This window comes from Sporosarcina sp. P13 (assembly GCF_002743055.1).
Taxonomy (GTDB): domain Bacteria; phylum Bacillota; class Bacilli; order Bacillales_A; family Planococcaceae; genus Sporosarcina.
This window is the reverse complement of the sequence record NZ_PDYM01000013.1, coordinates 23,524-39,766: the sequence shown is the minus strand read 5'-3', so window position 1 is coordinate 39,766 and position 16,243 is coordinate 23,524. Positions and strand designations below refer to the sequence as shown.

Here is a 16,243-nt window from a genome sequence, read left to right as displayed (position 1 = left end):
TATAAACAAAGGAGTTCATCATATGAAAAAAAGTGTTGTATTGGCTGAAAAACCATCCGTTGCACGCGATATTGCTCGTGTACTTAACTGTAATAAAAAAGGAAACGGCTATTTAGAAGGTGATAAATACATCGTGACTTGGGCACTTGGCCACCTGGTGACGCTCGCTGACCCCGAAAACTATGATACGAAGTATAAGACGTGGAAATTAGATGATTTACCGATGATGCCTGCTGACTTGAAACTGACAGTCATTAAACAAACGAGCAAACAATATAATGCCGTGAAATCACAGCTACTTCGCTCGGATGTAGGAGATATCATTATTGGAACAGATGCTGGACGTGAAGGTGAGCTCGTTGCACGCTGGATCATTGAAAAAGCAAAAGTAAAAAAACCGATCAAACGCCTGTGGATTTCATCCGTTACAGACAAAGCAATCAAAGACGGTTTCGCACAGTTAAAACCAGGTAAGGCCTACGAAAACCTGTACGAAGCGGCAGTCGCTCGTTCGGAAGCAGACTGGTATATCGGCTTAAATGCAACTCGTGCACTAACGACGAAATTCAATGCCCAGCTGAACTGCGGACGCGTCCAGACCCCTGTCGTTGCAATCATCGCACAGCGTGAAGATGAGATTAACACATTCCGCGCGAAAACATTCTATGGTATCGAAGCACAAACCGATTCTAAGTTGAAACTAACATGGCAAGATGAAAAAACCAATGATACGCGTTCATTTGATCGTGAAAAACTCTCTTCCATCGTTAAAAAGGTTGATGGCAAGCAAGCGATTATCGAAAACGTGGATAAGAAAGCGAAAAAGACGTTCGCGCCAGGACTTTATGATCTGACAGAGCTACAACGTGACGCTAACAAACTATTCGGCTACTCTGCAAAAGACACGCTGAACATCATGCAAAAACTATATGAGCAGCATAAATTACTAACGTATCCACGAACAGACTCACGCTTCCTATCAAGCGATCTAGTCGCCACTCTACCGGAACGCTTGAAAACTTGCGGTATCGGAGAGTATCGTACACTTGCGAATAAAATATTGAAAAATCCAATCAAAGCGAATAAATCATTCGTGGACGATAGTAAAGTATCTGATCACCACGCAATCATTCCGACAGAAGAAATCGTCCTACGTGATAAACTGTCCGATAGGGAACGTAAAATCTATGACCTAGTCGTCAAACGCTTCCTAGCGGTTCTGTTCCCTGCACATGAATACGAGCAACTTACAGTCCATGCAAAAATCGCAGACGAACGCTTCACTGCACGCGGCAAAACGATTTTGTCAGCCGGTTGGAAAGAAGTCTACAACAACCAATTTGACGATGAAGTAGCAGAGCAAGACACAAAAGAACAGCTTTTGCCGAAACTAGCAAAAGGTGATGCACTGAATATCCAATTCGTCAAAGAAACATCTGGCCAAACAAAACCCCCTGCTCGTTTCAATGAAGCAACTCTTTTATCCGCCATGGAAAACCCAACGAAGTATATGGGTACACAGGATAAGAAACTTGCGGAAACATTGAAATCAACAGGCGGACTCGGAACCGTCGCAACACGTGCGGATATTATCGACAAACTGTTTAATTCCTTCCTCATCGAAAAGCGCGGAAAAGATATCCACGTCACAAACAAAGGAAAACAACTACTCGAATTAGTACCAGACGAGTTAAAATCCCCTACCTTAACGGCAGAATGGGAATTAAAACTAGAAAAGATCGCTAAAGGCCAACTAAAAAAAGAGGCATTCATTAATGAGATGAAGGGCTATACGAAAGAAATCGTTTCAGAAATCAAAGCAAGTGACGCGAAATTCAAGCATGATAATATTTCGACAAAAACTTGTCCAGACTGCGGCAAGCCAATGCTTGAAGTAAACGGGAAACACGGCAAAATGCTCGTCTGCCAAGATCGTGAATGCGGCCACCGTAAAAATGTCTCACGCGTAACAAACGCTCGCTGCCCGCAGTGTAAAAAGAAGATGGAGTTGCGTGGCGAAGGCGAAGGGCAGATCTTCACATGTAAATGTGGCTACCGCGAAAAGCTCTCGGTGTTCAAAGCCCGTCGCGAGAAGGATTCGAAAGGTAAAGTTAATAAGCGCGATGTACAGAAGTACTTAAAGAAAAACAACGAAGATGAGCCTATCAACAATCCATTTGCGGATGCGTTAAAAGGTTTGAAATTGGACGATTGATTTGGTTTGGCTGGGTTTGGTTTGGTTTGGCGCGGTGGTAGGTCACTTTGGCGCGGTTTCACAAACGGTTCGCGCGGTTACAGCACACTTTGGCGCGGTTCCACAAACGATTCGCGCGGTTACGGCATGCTTTGGCGCGGTTCCGCAAACGATTCGCGCGGCCGCCAGTCAACGCCCCTCCCATTCCATACAAAAAAAGGTGTCACACGCAAAAAATGCGTGTGACACCTTTTAACTTAGTAAGCTCGCGCAAACCAAACCGTATGCTTCGATTCTTTTCCACAATTAATACAAGTTTCCTTCTCTGCTGGTGGAGTGAACGGAATATTACGCGTCGTAAATTTCGTCTCGTCTTTCACATGCTCTTCACATGCATCATCGCCACACCAACCCGCAAGAATCCAGCCTGGAATTTCTTCATTCGCAGCGCTGTCTTCGATATGCTTCTTCAACTCATCTAGTGTTGCGATATGCGTATGAGAATGCTCTTCGCGGAACGCACGTGCTTTTTCAAGCAGGCGAGTTTGCATCGTTGTTAGCTCTTGTTCTATACTTGCAACCGCGTCAGCCAAATTGACCGCCACTTTCTCTTCACCGTCACGCGCTTTCATCAACGCTTGTTCGTTCTCAAGATCGCGTGGTCCTAGTTCTAAGCGGACAGGAACACCTTTTAGTTCCCATTCATTAAACTTGAAACCAGGCGACTGATCAGAATCGTCCAAACGCACGCGGATTCCTTTAGACTTCAATTCAGCATAGATTTCATCCAGTTTTTCCATAATGGCCGGATTCTTCTTCCATGGACCTACCGGAATCAACACTACTTGTGTTGGTGCGATACGTGGAGGCAATACTAGCCCTTGCTCGTCACCGTGGACCATGATAACCGAACCAATCAAACGAGTGGAAGTTCCCCATGATGTTGTGTGGACGAATTGGTGCTTATTTTCTTTTGTTAAGTATTTAATATCGAATGCTTCCGCAAACTTCGTTCCTAAGTAATGTGAAGTACCGGCTTGCACGGCTTTTCCGTCCTTCATCATCGCCTCGATAGAAAACGTATCAACTGCTCCTGCAAAACGCTCAGACGGTGTTTTTTGACCATCATATACTGGAATTGCAAGTAACTCTTCTACGACTTCCTTATATATCTCAAGCATCTGCATCGTTTCTTTGCGTGCTTCTTCTTCATCCACATGCGCTGTATGCCCTTCTTGCCATAGGAATTCAGACGTACGGATAAACGGTAGCGTCTTCTTCTCCCAACGGAATACGTTTGCCCACTGATTAATCAGTACAGGAAGATCACGATAACTCTTGATCCAGTCAGAATACAAATGACCGATCATCGTTTCGGACGTCGGACGAAGTGCCAAACGTTCTTCCAACTTTTCTCCTGCAGCTTCCGTCACCCACGGTAATTCTGGGGAGAATCCTTCAATATGATCTTTTTCTTTTTGGAAAAATGATTCAGGGATAAGCATCGGGAAATACGCATTACGGTGACCTGTTTCTTTAAAACGACGATCCATTTCATCTTTAATATGCTCCCAGATTTCATAGCCGTCCGGTTTAAACGCGATACATCCGCGTACTGGTGTATAATCCATCAAATCTGCTTTCTGGATCGTATCGATATACCATTTCGTAAAATCATTTTGCTGATTGCTCATTACTTCATTTCCTCCTTAGTAAAAACCGCACTCTAGTTATTCCATACTGCTAATCATATAACAAATCAAGCATTCCTACAATTGAATGTAGTAACAATGACTGGTTATGCCCAGAAACTTCAAAAAAACTGCCCCCATAAAAGTGGCAGCTTCAAATTCATCAAATTAACTTCCCTTCCGCTAAGACAAACTGCGTCTCTTTCATATTAATAGCCACTGTCAGTATTTAACGGGTAGTGTATCAGGTTGCTTCTTTCGATAGTTAACTAAGTAGATACTGAGGACTACCAACACCAGTCCCGCAATCAGCTTAAATGTAATGGTTTCCCCAACAAATAGCGTACTGACAAAGACAGAAATAATAGGTACTAGAAAGGTGAACACACCCACTTTACTTGCCTCTCCAGCCCGAAGCAGTTTGTAGTAAATGATATAGGCTACCGGAATCCCTACCGTACCGCCAAATCCAACGCCAAAAACAAACATACCATTCCACTCGATGGCAGACCAACTTTCTGTCAATGAACCCAATAGCAGCAACACAGCACCACCGACCGTAAACTGCATGGCCACCATCCAAAAAGCATTCACCTCTTCACTTACCTTCTTGACATAAATCACACCGATTGCCCAGAAGAAAGCCGTCAGCAATCCTAACAACACCCCAATTATAGATAAATGGTTAGTCAATCCGTCCAAACTTACGATGCTAATTCCGATAAATCCAAGCACAAGGCCGAATACGTTAAGCACCGTCATGCGTTCATTTAGCCAAATCCAAGCAAATACCCCTAACAAAACAGGTTGGAAATAGACTAGCACAGAAAAGAGTCCACCCGGTAAATAATTAAGACCTAAAGTATGCAGTCCAAAAAATAAGACGGTATTGAACAATGCCGAAATACAGTATTTCCGCCAATGTTGTTGCCACTTCAGCTCACTGCGAAATCGAAGCATCACCAACACAACCAAACAGCCGCCAAAAAAAGCACGCATTCCTCCAAACAATAAAGGCGGTGCGTAGGCAGCAGATACTTTATAAATCGGCCAACTAATACCCCAAATGAGCACTAGGAGTAATAAAGCCGCCGTTGTTTTTGTAAAAAACTTGTTCAATCCGCTCACCTCTTCTTCACTAGCCCTCTTGTAGCTTATTCTAGAAAACTCACTCTGGAACGCTTAACAGTGTTCTTTTATCCCAATATTACTTATTAAACCATACAGAGGCGATTTTAGTTTAAAATAATATATTTATTTGATTCACTGTTGACTATAATTACATATAAAAAAAGACCATCGAAAGTATAATTCGATGGTTTAAAACTATTCTTCCTTCACTTCTAGATCTCAACCCATTCCTTTGGCAACGCAATACGTACGGTAACTTCTGGATTAACAAGTTGGCTGATTCGTAAGTCACCTTTTGCGCTGACTAATCGGTACGCATCAGCAAATTCCAATCCTGTTTTTTTCTGAATGAGCCGTACTGCTTCCCTCATTGCCTTTTTCACCGCATCAGAGAATTCGATAGCACTAGCGATTATGATTACTTCATCCGCTGTTTTAACGAGTGGCATGTGAAGCGTAACACCTTCCACCTTATTCACTTGAAGCGTTACTCTTCCACCAACCTCCACACCAGAGCCGTCAAGTTCTCCATCACCCATCGCGGCATGTAAATCGCCTAGAGCGAGCAAACCTCCTTCATGGAATACAGGTAAATACAGAATGTTTCCTTCTTTGATGTCTTTTGTATCCATATTGCCACCATGATCACCGGGCGTAGTATTTGGAACGGCTTCATTCTCAGGCGCCACACCGATTACACCAATCATCTTATTCACTGGAAATGTAATGTTTTGTAATGTGATGAAATTGTCCTGTATAGGGAGAATTCGTGTCTGTGTCTCTGTAATGAACTCTCCTAGAAGCCCCCTATTCGGGCGAGTGGGCATAACTCCAAATGAATTCAACTCAATCTTTTGAACGTGAATTTCTAGCAAATCACCTGCATTCACACCTTCAACAAAAATCGGGCCTGTCGCAGGATTCGGCTTTCGATTCGGAAGATCCGTAACCAAGTCTTTCTCAGATTGAATCGTTCCGCTATAGCAATCGATCGCTTCAATTTCGACCGTATCACCGCATTGTATAACCGCAATAGGTTTGTGTTGATGAGAGAATTCATAAATGTATTGACCTTTGATGATATGTTTCATGCCCACTCATTCCTTTTCATCGTGCTCAGCTGGCTCTTAAATACTTTGAAGTTCTGGAGCACTCTCTTTTTGTACTAACTCTTGTCGCTCATTCTTAGTAGCCTCTTCAATTGCTGCTAATTCAGCGTCTGTCGCATACTTCCGGTTCCAGCCAGTAAATGCAGAGAACAGAAGAACAGCTAACAATGCCCAAGAATATGGATTAATGAACGCCGAAGCGATGCTAGGTGCGAAGATCCCCCACTCGACTGCTGCTGAACTGATTGTACTATACCAAACAACTACCGCAATATGCCAAGGCATCGTGTAAAAGATTGTACATACGGCACAGTCCATTAAATTTGCGCGTCTTGCGGGTGATAGCTTAAACTTTTCTCCCACCTTCTTAACAAACGTCGGACCAACTAATAATAATGCAGGTGTATTCGCAGAAATCGGAATCGACACAAGAATTGTCGTGAAAATGATCGCTAATTCTGCGCGACGTACTGTTTTCGCAACTACTGTCAACGTCCAGTTCAATAATTTATCCATGATACCGCTTTCAATTAAGATTTGAGTAATTGCTAATACAAGTAACACAAAAACGATAACGCCTGTCACGTCTGTAATTCCATCTTGGATAATTCCTGTAGACGTACCTCTTGCTGAAGGAATATGAAAGATATTCTGAAATGAAATGTGCTTAGTCAGTAAGCCGATTGTCATAGCCGATAAATTTCCCCAGATAAGTGATTCTATAATATGACGACCACTCAATGAAGAAATTAACACGACAACGAGAGCCACTAACATAAATAATCCGGAAGGTCCCATCACTGCATCCATCTCTGGAAGTGTTTGTACCTTTCCGCCACCGCCAAAGATTGCAAGGACGATAAACGTAATACCCGCTGCAATAATTGCTAAAGGAAAACGCGTCCTGACAACATCTTTCATGGTGGCTCCCTGCGTGGAAGCGGATACAATTGTCGTGTCAGAAATGGGTGCCAAATTATCCCCAAATACCGCACCCGATAAAATCGCAAGAGCAAGCATCGTTGGATCTGCACCTAGATAAAAACCTGCTGGATATAATACTGGAGCCAACGCAAGAATTGTACCCGTACTATCACCAGTACCTGTAGAAAAGATCATAGCCGCAACGAACGCAATTAACGTAAATGCTACGCCTTGTGCACCTGTAGAAAAACCGAACCATAATAAGCCTTCTACTAGTCCGCCCGCAACCATCAAGACACCGAACACACCGGCAAACAAGGCTGCACATACAATAATCATACCATTTCGATCACTGATTCCTCGAATAACCGCTTCACAGTAATGAAACTTATCTTTCGCAAATAGGATACCTAGGGCAAGGGCCGCCCAACCAGCAGCCCAAAACGGAGTTGTTCCTCCCATACCCGCTACCGATAACCAAATCAGACCGACCAATAATATTCCCATGGGTATTAATCCGCCATAGACACCGCCATGCATTTCAAGACGCTTAGCCTTCATCCGCCCAACCCCTTCTTCATAGATTCATAGGTGATAGTCAAAACTGCTTCCATGTGTAAAAGATAGTTACGTTGTCAGTGTTGATGCCTTTTTTTGAAACAGTGATGTGTAATCATAAAGTGCAGGAGAGCCACCTGTATGCAAGAACAATACCTTCTGCCCCTTTTTGAAGTAGCCTTGGCGGATTAGATCGATAAAGCCCGCCATGACTTTCCCTGTATAGACCGGATCTAGCAAAATTCCTTCTTGCTGAGCAAGCATCTCAATAGCTTCGACCATCTTGTCAGTCGGAAGTGAGTAGCCAGGTCCTACATAATCATCAAAGACATTGATTGCGCTTTTATCGATTTCACTTTCCACTTTGAGGAAGTCTCTCGTCTTCTCTACTAACTTATATACATTGTTTTCTTGTGTTTCTTTATCCTTGTTCACGCTAATCCCTACAATTTGTACCGGATTATTGCTAGCACGCAATCCAACAGTCAGTCCCGCATGTGTCCCTGCACTTCCGCTTGGTGTAACGATACAGTCAATTTCCAATCCTTGATCAAATAGCTGTGCCATCATTTCCTGTGCACAAGCGACATAGCCTGTAGCACCGATTTCATTGGAACCTCCACCCGGAATGATATACGGCTTTTTACCTTCCGCACGTAGTTTCTCTGCTACCTTTTCCATCTCCTCCATCATATCGGAACCGCCCTTTACAACCGAAATGCCATCCGTCTTAAGAAGGTTAAATAAGAAGTTATTGCCGTTTGCATCTTCGTGGTAACTTCCAGGTACGCGCTCTTCCAATACAAGGTGGCAATCCAGCTTTTCTTTTCTAGCCGCCGACAATGTCAAGCGACAATGGTTAGATTGGACAGCTCCGCATGTAACCAATGTGTCAGCTCCCTGCTCTAATGCATCCGCCACTAAGAATTCCAATTTTCTCGTTTTATTTCCACCACTTGTCAGTCCAAGCAAGTCATCGCGTTTAATATAAATTTCCGGACCGCCAAGATGTTCCGTTAAGTTCTCCAGCTTTTCGATTGGTGTTAATCCGTGGGTATATCTTCTTCTAGGTAAGTTTGCTAAGTTCATAATTTGTAGCCTCCTGTTTTTTTAATTTATTGATTAATTAAAATATTAGCATTAATATAGATAGAAATAAAATTAATCATTCTTGTGGTCACCATTAGAAATACTAATGATTAAAAGGGGGTCATTTCATGGATCGGTTACTTCTCGTATTTTTAACTGTTATAGAGAAAGGCAATTTAACGCGCGCTGCGGAAAAGCTATTTATCACACAATCTGCGGTTAGCCAAAATATCAAATTGCTAGAAGAACAATTCAATGCCCAGTTGCTTGATCGGACAAATAAACGTATTAAATTGACTAAGGCCGGTGAAATCTTATATCTTCATGCGAAACAGATTATGAATCAGTATGCACTCGCTGGTAGAATGATCGATGAATTGAAGGAAGGTATCACAGGTTCGCTTACCATCGGATCCGGTTTTACATTTGGGGAGTATTTTCTACCGGACGTCATCTCCACATTCATCAAAGATCATCCAAATATTAATCCCAAAATTACGATTAAAAACTCCATTCGTATTGCCAATCAAGTAAAACAAAAGGATTTGGATATTGGCATCATCGAAAGGGAAATTTTCTATGATGAATTGCTAACTGTTCCTTTTTCTCAAGATGATATGGTCGTCATCGTGCCAGCAGATTTCCCTAAAAATAACGGGGACGTCATACCTCTTAGTGAACTAGCTGAACAAACGTGGATTATCCGTGAGAACGGTTCAGGTACTAGACAAGTAACAGACACGATGTTCGCTCGGACTAAACTAGCACCTAAACGGGTATTAGAATTCGGGAGCACGCAAGTTATAAAAGGAACTGTGAAAAATGGGATTGGTATCTCCTATACTTCCAAGGTGGCGGTAAAGGAAGAACTGGAAAAAGGGGTGATTAAGGCATTGACGATTGAGGGTTATAAAGATGCACGTACGTTTTATTATGTAACGAATAAGTCTCAACCTTCTTCAAAAGCTTTGGAGCTGTTCATTGAGACGCTTGAGGATAGTGAATTGGCAAAGTATATGGATTGAATATCTAAACGCAGACAAGGAAAGAAAAAGGTTGTTGTGGAAAGTCGCTCTGACTGTCCAAACAACCTTATTTGTATTTTATTCCTAGGTAGAGGTGGATTTAATTTTTCACAGTCTCAGGAAAGTAATGATTTTTCAAGAATGTGGACATGACTTCCAAAATAATTGCGATCAATAAAATCATATACGTGATCATTCCCACTTCACGCAAATCAAAATAGAAGCCGGAAGCCATGAATAGCTCGAATCCAATTCCACCTGCCCCCGCTGCTGCGCCCATTGCCACCGCCACTCCAAAGTTAATCTCGAACCGCAGGAACGTCCAGGACGTCAGATAGGTAAATGTCGAGGGAAGAATTGCGTGCACTACGATGTGCCACCAACTCGCCCCCGTAGCTCTCAACGCTTCAATGATTCCTTTATCGACTTCCTCAAATGCTTCAGAAAAAGCTTTGACCAAATACGCGATAGAATGAAGCAACATGCCAAGCACGGCGGCTTCACTACCAAGTCCCGCCGCTATAGCAAAGATTAATACCCATAGAACCGTCGGGACCGCTCGAACAAAAGCCAATACGATCCGAACTGTTTTGGATAGCCATTCCTTAGATAGATTGGCGGCAGCTGCAAGTGCCAGAAAAAAAGAGATGATTGCTCCTAAAATAGTCGCTAAGAACGCAAGGCCAAGCGTAATACCCACTTGATAGAAAGCTTCGCTCCAGCTGAAATGACTTAGGGCGGGCTCCAAAAACATCGCCTGTAAGTTATGAGCTGTTTCTACTAGCGCTTTCTTAAAGTTCAGACCTGTATAGTCAAAAAATAAGAATGCGACAATAGTTAATATAGTAAGGATAAGAATTGTCATCTGCATAACGTGCTGTACTTGATTACCTGAGTTTAAACTAATACGCCCATCTCTTCGCCGCTTCATATAAGTTGTCGCTTGCATTAAAGAATCACCTTCCGGACATGATTTGAGAGTAATTCAATTAAGATAACCGCAAGAACGATACTAATTGTTACAAGCGCTACCCCAGGATAGTTCATTGTTTTATAATACAAATCAAATGAGTAACCAATCCCTGTTCCCGTTAAGATCCCAACCAAGGTGGCATTACGGATATTAGTTTCAATCATGAATAGCACCCAGCTAATCATTTGTGGCAAACACTCAGGTATGACGGCCTTCCCAATAATTTGAACATACGTTGCACCCGTTGCTCGTAAAGCCACGACCGCACTCTGACTCGCTTCATCAATGACCTCAATGAAAGAACGTGTTAGAAAACCGACTGAACCAACAAATAGTGCAAGATATCCTGTCAACGAGTTCTGCCCGAATGACAGTAACAAAATTAGCGCCCATGCAACAACAGGAATATTACGCGAGAGAGAGGCTACAAACCTTGCAAAGACTCCAAGTGCTTTGCTCGTCCCAATCGTTTTAGATCCCATGACTCCTAAAATTAGAGAGAAAATGGTAGCCGTTGTTGTTGCTGCTATAGACATCAGGATTGTTTCAATTAATTTCTCTACAATTGTTGGCAAACGTTCTAGGGATTCTTCTGTAATGACCAAATTTGAAAATATCCAAACGATGGCTTCCGGTAACGTAGCGATACCATGTAAAATATTAAAATCTGTGATAACGGATGAAAGATACGTAAATACGGTCAGAACAACGATGAATATAACCGTCTGATTTTTTCGTTTGATCCGCACTAAATTTTCATTCACAATGAATAACACCTCATACCGTTAGTAGTTCTCTAACTTGTGTAACCGGCTTTGACTTTGTGCCATAAAGAATATCCGTGCGTTGCTCTGTCAACCGATAGCTCATCTCATCAAAAACTACTTGTCCTTCCCTAAGCCCTATAATGCGATCTGAATAATCACGCGCCACTTCGACTTGATGTAAATTTACGATGCACGTAATACCAAGTTCAACTGTGATGGACTTTAAATGGTCCATAATTATGGTAGAGGCTTTCGGATCAAGAGAGGCGATCGGCTCATCACATAATACAATTTTGGGTTCTTGGATTAATGCACGCGCAATTCCAACCCGCTGTTGCTGGCCTCCACTTAACTGATTGCAACGCTTATAGGCGTGCTCTGCAATCCCCAATTTTTCTAGAAGATAAAATGCGCGCTCTTTTTCTGCCTCGGTAAATCTCCCCATAATTCCTTGCAGTGTCGTTTTATACCCAAAGCGGCCGTGTAGAACATTTTCAATGACTGATAAGCGAGGTACTAAATTGTAATGCTGAAAAACCATCCCAATATCCGTTCTTAGCGTACGCAATTCCTTTTTGTTCAGCATCCCGACGTCGGCTCCATTAAAGATGACTGCACCTTCATCAATATCAACCATTCGATTGATGCAACGAAGCAACGTTGACTTACCAGCACCTGAGGGACCTATAATCGATACGAACTCCCCTGCTTCCACTTCAAAATTCACATTTCGCAATACTTTTGTGTGGGTATTATACGATTTTCCAAGTTGTTCTACTGTTAATAAAGGCATCTCTTCCCACTCCCCTTTCATTCGATTATGTATACATTCAGAGTATGTATGTGATGATTACACACTCTGAATGGATCCATCTATTCTTTCACTAGATCGCGGATTGGGTTAAACCAAGCATCTTCAACTGGCACAAAGCGCTCCTTTTCCGTTTTATAGAATAAGCCCGATGCATCAGAATCTTTTGGAATGAAGATTTTTTCGTTATTGGCAAATTCATCTGAACTAAATAGGTTTTGTAATTTTTCAAAGTCCTCTTGACCAAGGACATTCTTATTCGCAACAAATGGGCCATTTAATACGGGGGTGACTTCCATTAGCATGAATTCACTGCCTGCCAATCGATTAAACGGTTCAGCTGCATCTTTTTTCACTTTATAGATAGAACCAACTTCATTTTCTACACCCTTTACCACGTTTACATAGGATTCAACACATAGATCACAGAAAGCTGCGACATCTGTCCCCCTATTTAATACATTTACAGCTGATCCTTGATGGGAATTCCCGAATAATACTTGTGAAAATAACGGACCGCCTTCCATTAGATCTTCTGAGTTTAACTCTTTAAAGCCCTCTTTCTTGCTGAAATGATTAATTATGGTAGAGGCTGGAATCACGAATCCCGAAGTAGAGCTATTTGAAACAAATGATATACTTTTATTTTCTAATGTATCTAAAGTGAACTCTCCATTTACTTTAAAGTTATCTTGTTCATCTACGTTCACCGCAAGCCAGCTATTATATAGTGCATCGTCTATAGTACCCGATGGACCTGTTGAAACCACTAATGGTTGATTTGCTTCATTTCCTTTATTTGCTTCAACATATCCTTGCGCACCCATATAGGCCAAATCCGCGTTATTATTCACCATCGTTTCAATTGCGATTGCATAATCAGTCGTTAACTTGTGCTCAACTGACTTTCCGGTCACTTGCTCGATAGCCTGCCCAATTTCATCTCGTGAAGATTTCATATCATTACCCGACTCGTTGGGATACCAGACAATTTTAATGACATCATCCACTTCTATCTTCTCAGCTCCTGCTTTTTCGCTTGAACACGCAGACATTAGTAAAGTTACCGATGCAAGCACTGCGAAGATCGCATTCCTTATTTTCATCAAGTTCACTCCTCATTAATGGCTTCCATAACAGACTTCTTTGGTGTAATTCACTTTATTGAAACATAGAATAGTAGAAAATTGTTAATATTTACAGTATCTTCATAGACTCTTAACAACCTATACCTTCACGGTCGTACATGAAGGGCTAACAATATCCCCAACCGCAATATCGCTCCCGAATGCGCCGTGAAAATCGGTTCCACCCGTCATCACGAGCTGATACTTTTCCGCTAGTTCTTCCACCCGACTAATATCCTCCGCTGTATGATCAAAGTGATTTCGTTCAATACCATCAAGACCAACTTCCACGAGTTCAGGGATTAGATCATACGAATCTAACTGACCGGGATGTGCCACCACCGCTAATCCGCCATCTAATTTAATAGCTCTCACCGCATCAAAAACATCGATATACTCAATATCTCCTGCCGCAACTCCATGTCCTTTGAATAAATCTTTGTACAATTTTTGATAGGCAGCTGATGTAAAGGGCTGTTCTGTCAACTCTTTCATAATATGTTGTTTGTACACTGTACCAGAGTGTTTCGCAGACTCTATGATTCTGTCCGTGTCTAGCGAATAACCTGCTAGCTTTAGTTGTTTTATTTGCCATAGCGATTGGGCATGCCTTCTCTCTAGTAAAGGTTGGCAAATCGATTGTATATGCACTGCATCCCGATGAAAATTGTAGCCTAGCACATGCACTTTTCGGTTCCGTTTGAAATCATAAGCGGATATTTCAATACCAGGTATCGCAATGATATCGACCGCTTTACTTTCCGAATGAATTTCTTCCCAGCCAGCAATCGTATCATGATCGACAAAGCTAATATGTGTTACGTTAGCCTGTGCAGCCTTTTGTAAAATAGATGCAACTGAATCGGAACCATCCGAATAATAACTATGAACGTGCAGGTCAGCTTTCAGAACTAACACCTACCTTCTGCTCCATCACAAGTGTTCTTGATTTCATATCAAATACTTTGTCACATAAGCCATCCATGAATTCAATATCATGAAAAATCCCTACTAAAGTTGTGCCATTACTTTTAAGTTTTTCTATGATTTCTCGCACTTTTACTTTCGATTGCTGGTCCAAGCTCGCTGTTGGTTCATCAAGCAACAGCAGTCTAGGTTTCTTCACAGTTGCCATGGCAATATTCAAGCGTAACTTTTCACCGCCAGAAAAGGTATTTGGGTAACTGTCCCACAGTTTAGGATCTAACTCAAAATGAATTAGTGCTTTTTCAGCTTCAGAATTAGCTATTTCCTCTAGCTCTCCCATTTCCAACAAGGCATTGGTCACCAATTGACGACAAGTTGTTCTTGGCATAACGCTTAAAAATTGAGATACATAGCCAATCTCATATTTACGTAAATACAACATCTGCCGCTCACTCACTTGCGCCAAATCAACGAGTCCAAAACGATCCGACTCATATAATATTTTTCCTTCATCCGGTAAATACGTACGGTAGATACTTTTTAAGATGGTAGACTTTCCGCTACCACTTTTACCAACGATACCGATAAATTCACCAGCATCCAAAGTAAAATGAATGTTTTCTGTAGCGCGCATTGTTTTATCTAAATGATGAATAGTAAAACGTTTTCCAAACCCGGTAATTTCTAGCATTGGCATATCAAAAACTCCTCCCTGGTCACATTATTGACTACGGTAATTTGTCGTTGTGATCAATATTCCGTTTACCATTGTCCTCGTTAACATCGGATAGCCATCATCCATTCGTTCAATGATTAGTAAATCCGCTTTCTTTCCTGCTTTGATAGAACCGAATTCATCATCTATGTGAACGGCTTTCGCTGGATTCAACGTGACCATCATGAACATATTGTGTAAGTCATTATCATGTTGTTCATGTAGCGCGAAGATAGCATGCAGTAAACCCGCTGGATAATAGTCACTGCACAGAATGTCTACACATCCATAACTTATCGCTTCAGTGGCGGATAGATTGCCCGAATGAGAACCGCCCAATAACACATTAGGTGCACCCGCAATCGTATAAAGCCCTAGTTCCTTCGCTTTCATTGCCACTTCCAATGTGATCGGGAATTCACTAATTGTTGTACCAAACGATTTCACTAATACAACCTTTTGAATATTGTCATCGTCATGAGAGGCAATCGCGATCCCATTTTTCGTGGCGATCTCTGCAAGTTCTTTGATTTGTTCAATGGTCAGACACTTTGTTTGTTGTCGCTCCGCAATCAACACATTAACATCGGCATCAGAAATGTCGCGATATCCCTTCAACGTTTCACGATACACTTCCAAATTACGATACTGACCTTGACCTGGGGTATGGTCCATAAAGGAGAGCAAGTGCACTTTATTGTCCTCCATATTTTTTATCAAGCTTGGAACTCCATCCATATTGTCGATCTCAAATCGCGCATGCAGACGGTGTCGAATTAAATGTGAATTCTTATGTGTAGCATCGATAGCGTCGATCATCCGCTGAAGGTTCTTTGGATCATGCATCGCTTTATGAGTAAAGACGTCTTCACCGTAAAAGGAAAGAGAATGATACATCGTCGTAATCCCGTGGCTGATCAATATTTTCTCGGCTTCTCGTAAACTCATATCAAAATCCATCATGCATGAAGGTCTGGGAGATGCGATTGTTTCAATATAGTCAGAATGGATATCAATAAATCCAGGAGAAATAAATCCTCCTCTCGCATCAATCAGTTGGGCACCCTGTACATTCAAAACTTCCTCCTGAGGAATGACTTTTTGAATATATTCTCCCTTAATAACAACCGCAAAACCTTCAAGTATTTCGTGTTCTGTTATGACTTTTCCATTGTGGATGACATACATGTGGACCGTACCTC

General features: G+C 42.0%; 15 protein-coding genes. 3 read left to right on the top strand and 12 right to left on the bottom strand.

From position 1 onward, the window contains the following. Positions 1–22 precede the first annotated feature (22 nt). Positions 23–2,215, top strand: coding sequence for a DNA topoisomerase III (locus tag CSV79_RS08160; RefSeq protein ID WP_099688551.1), 2,193 nt, complete (start codon positions 23–25; stop codon positions 2,213–2,215). A gap of 1 nt (position 2,216) precedes the next feature. Then, positions 2,217–2,450: a hypothetical protein gene (locus tag CSV79_RS08155; RefSeq protein WP_099688550.1), complete on the top strand. Its 234-nt coding sequence runs from the start codon at positions 2,217–2,219 to the stop codon at positions 2,448–2,450. Between the two features lies 1 nt (position 2,451). On the opposite strand, the gene proS is transcribed toward CSV79_RS08155, so the two are convergent. The 5 genes from proS to cuyA all read right to left on the bottom strand — a co-directional run bounded on the left by proS (position 2,452) and on the right by cuyA (position 8,696). Next, positions 2,452–3,888 carry a proline--tRNA ligase gene (gene proS / locus CSV79_RS08150; protein ID WP_099688549.1) on the bottom strand — a complete coding sequence of 479 codons (1,437 nt, stop codon included), beginning with the start codon at positions 3,886–3,888 and terminating at the stop codon, positions 2,452–2,454. Between the two features lie 219 nt (positions 3,889–4,107). Next, the gene (locus CSV79_RS08145) at positions 4,108–5,004 is read right to left on the bottom strand and encodes a DMT family transporter (protein WP_099688548.1); all 897 of its coding nucleotides are present in this window, start codon (positions 5,002–5,004) and stop codon (positions 4,108–4,110) included. Positions 5,005–5,228: 224 nt separating this feature from the next. Further along, the gene (locus CSV79_RS08140; protein WP_099688547.1) at positions 5,229–6,107 is read right to left on the bottom strand and encodes an acetamidase/formamidase family protein; all 879 of its coding nucleotides are present in this window, start codon (positions 6,105–6,107) and stop codon (positions 5,229–5,231) included. 36 nt (positions 6,108–6,143) lie between these two features. Further along, entirely contained in the window at positions 6,144–7,610 is a 1,467-nt protein-coding gene (locus CSV79_RS08135) for a Na+/H+ antiporter NhaC family protein (RefSeq protein WP_099688546.1), read from the bottom strand. Between the two features lie 66 nt (positions 7,611–7,676). Beyond that, a complete protein-coding gene (cuyA, locus tag CSV79_RS08130) occupies positions 7,677–8,696 on the bottom strand; it encodes a D-cysteate sulfo-lyase (RefSeq protein ID WP_099688545.1) in 1,020 nt (339 codons plus the stop codon). Positions 8,697–8,824: 128 nt separating this feature from the next. On the opposite strand from cuyA, the gene CSV79_RS08125 reads away from it, so the two are divergent. Further along, a complete protein-coding gene (locus tag CSV79_RS08125; protein WP_099688544.1) occupies positions 8,825–9,721 on the top strand; it encodes a LysR family transcriptional regulator in 897 nt (298 codons plus the stop codon). A gap of 100 nt (positions 9,722–9,821) precedes the next feature. Here the strand turns inward: CSV79_RS08125 and CSV79_RS08120 are convergent, their stop codons facing one another. The 7 genes from CSV79_RS08120 to phnM form a co-directional block, all read right to left on the bottom strand. Further along, positions 9,822–10,670 (bottom strand): ABC transporter permease subunit, encoded by an 849-nt coding sequence (locus CSV79_RS08120; protein ID WP_099688543.1) that lies wholly within the window; start codon positions 10,668–10,670, stop codon positions 9,822–9,824. Next, a complete protein-coding gene (locus CSV79_RS08115; protein ID WP_099688542.1) occupies positions 10,670–11,458 on the bottom strand; it encodes a PhnE/PtxC family ABC transporter permease in 789 nt (262 codons plus the stop codon). The genes CSV79_RS08120 and CSV79_RS08115 overlap by 1 nt, the downstream gene beginning before the upstream one ends. A gap of 13 nt (positions 11,459–11,471) precedes the next feature. Next, on the bottom strand, positions 11,472–12,254 hold the full coding sequence (gene phnC, locus CSV79_RS08110) for a phosphonate ABC transporter ATP-binding protein (protein WP_099688541.1): 783 nt from the start codon (positions 12,252–12,254) through the stop codon (positions 11,472–11,474). A gap of 80 nt (positions 12,255–12,334) precedes the next feature. After that, a complete protein-coding gene (locus tag CSV79_RS08105) occupies positions 12,335–13,378 on the bottom strand; it encodes a PhnD/SsuA/transferrin family substrate-binding protein (RefSeq protein ID WP_099688540.1) in 1,044 nt (347 codons plus the stop codon). Between the two features lie 120 nt (positions 13,379–13,498). After that, the gene (locus tag CSV79_RS08100) at positions 13,499–14,308 is read right to left on the bottom strand and encodes a PHP domain-containing protein (protein ID WP_099688583.1); all 810 of its coding nucleotides are present in this window, start codon (positions 14,306–14,308) and stop codon (positions 13,499–13,501) included. Beyond that, the gene (locus CSV79_RS08095) at positions 14,298–15,023 is read right to left on the bottom strand and encodes a phosphonate C-P lyase system protein PhnL (RefSeq protein WP_099688539.1); all 726 of its coding nucleotides are present in this window, start codon (positions 15,021–15,023) and stop codon (positions 14,298–14,300) included. The genes CSV79_RS08100 and CSV79_RS08095 overlap by 11 nt, the downstream gene beginning before the upstream one ends. A gap of 24 nt (positions 15,024–15,047) precedes the next feature. Further along, positions 15,048–16,229, bottom strand: a complete 1,182-nt coding sequence (gene phnM / locus CSV79_RS08090; RefSeq protein WP_099688538.1) for a phosphonate metabolism protein PhnM — start codon at positions 16,227–16,229, stop codon at positions 15,048–15,050. Positions 16,230–16,243 lie beyond the last annotated feature (14 nt).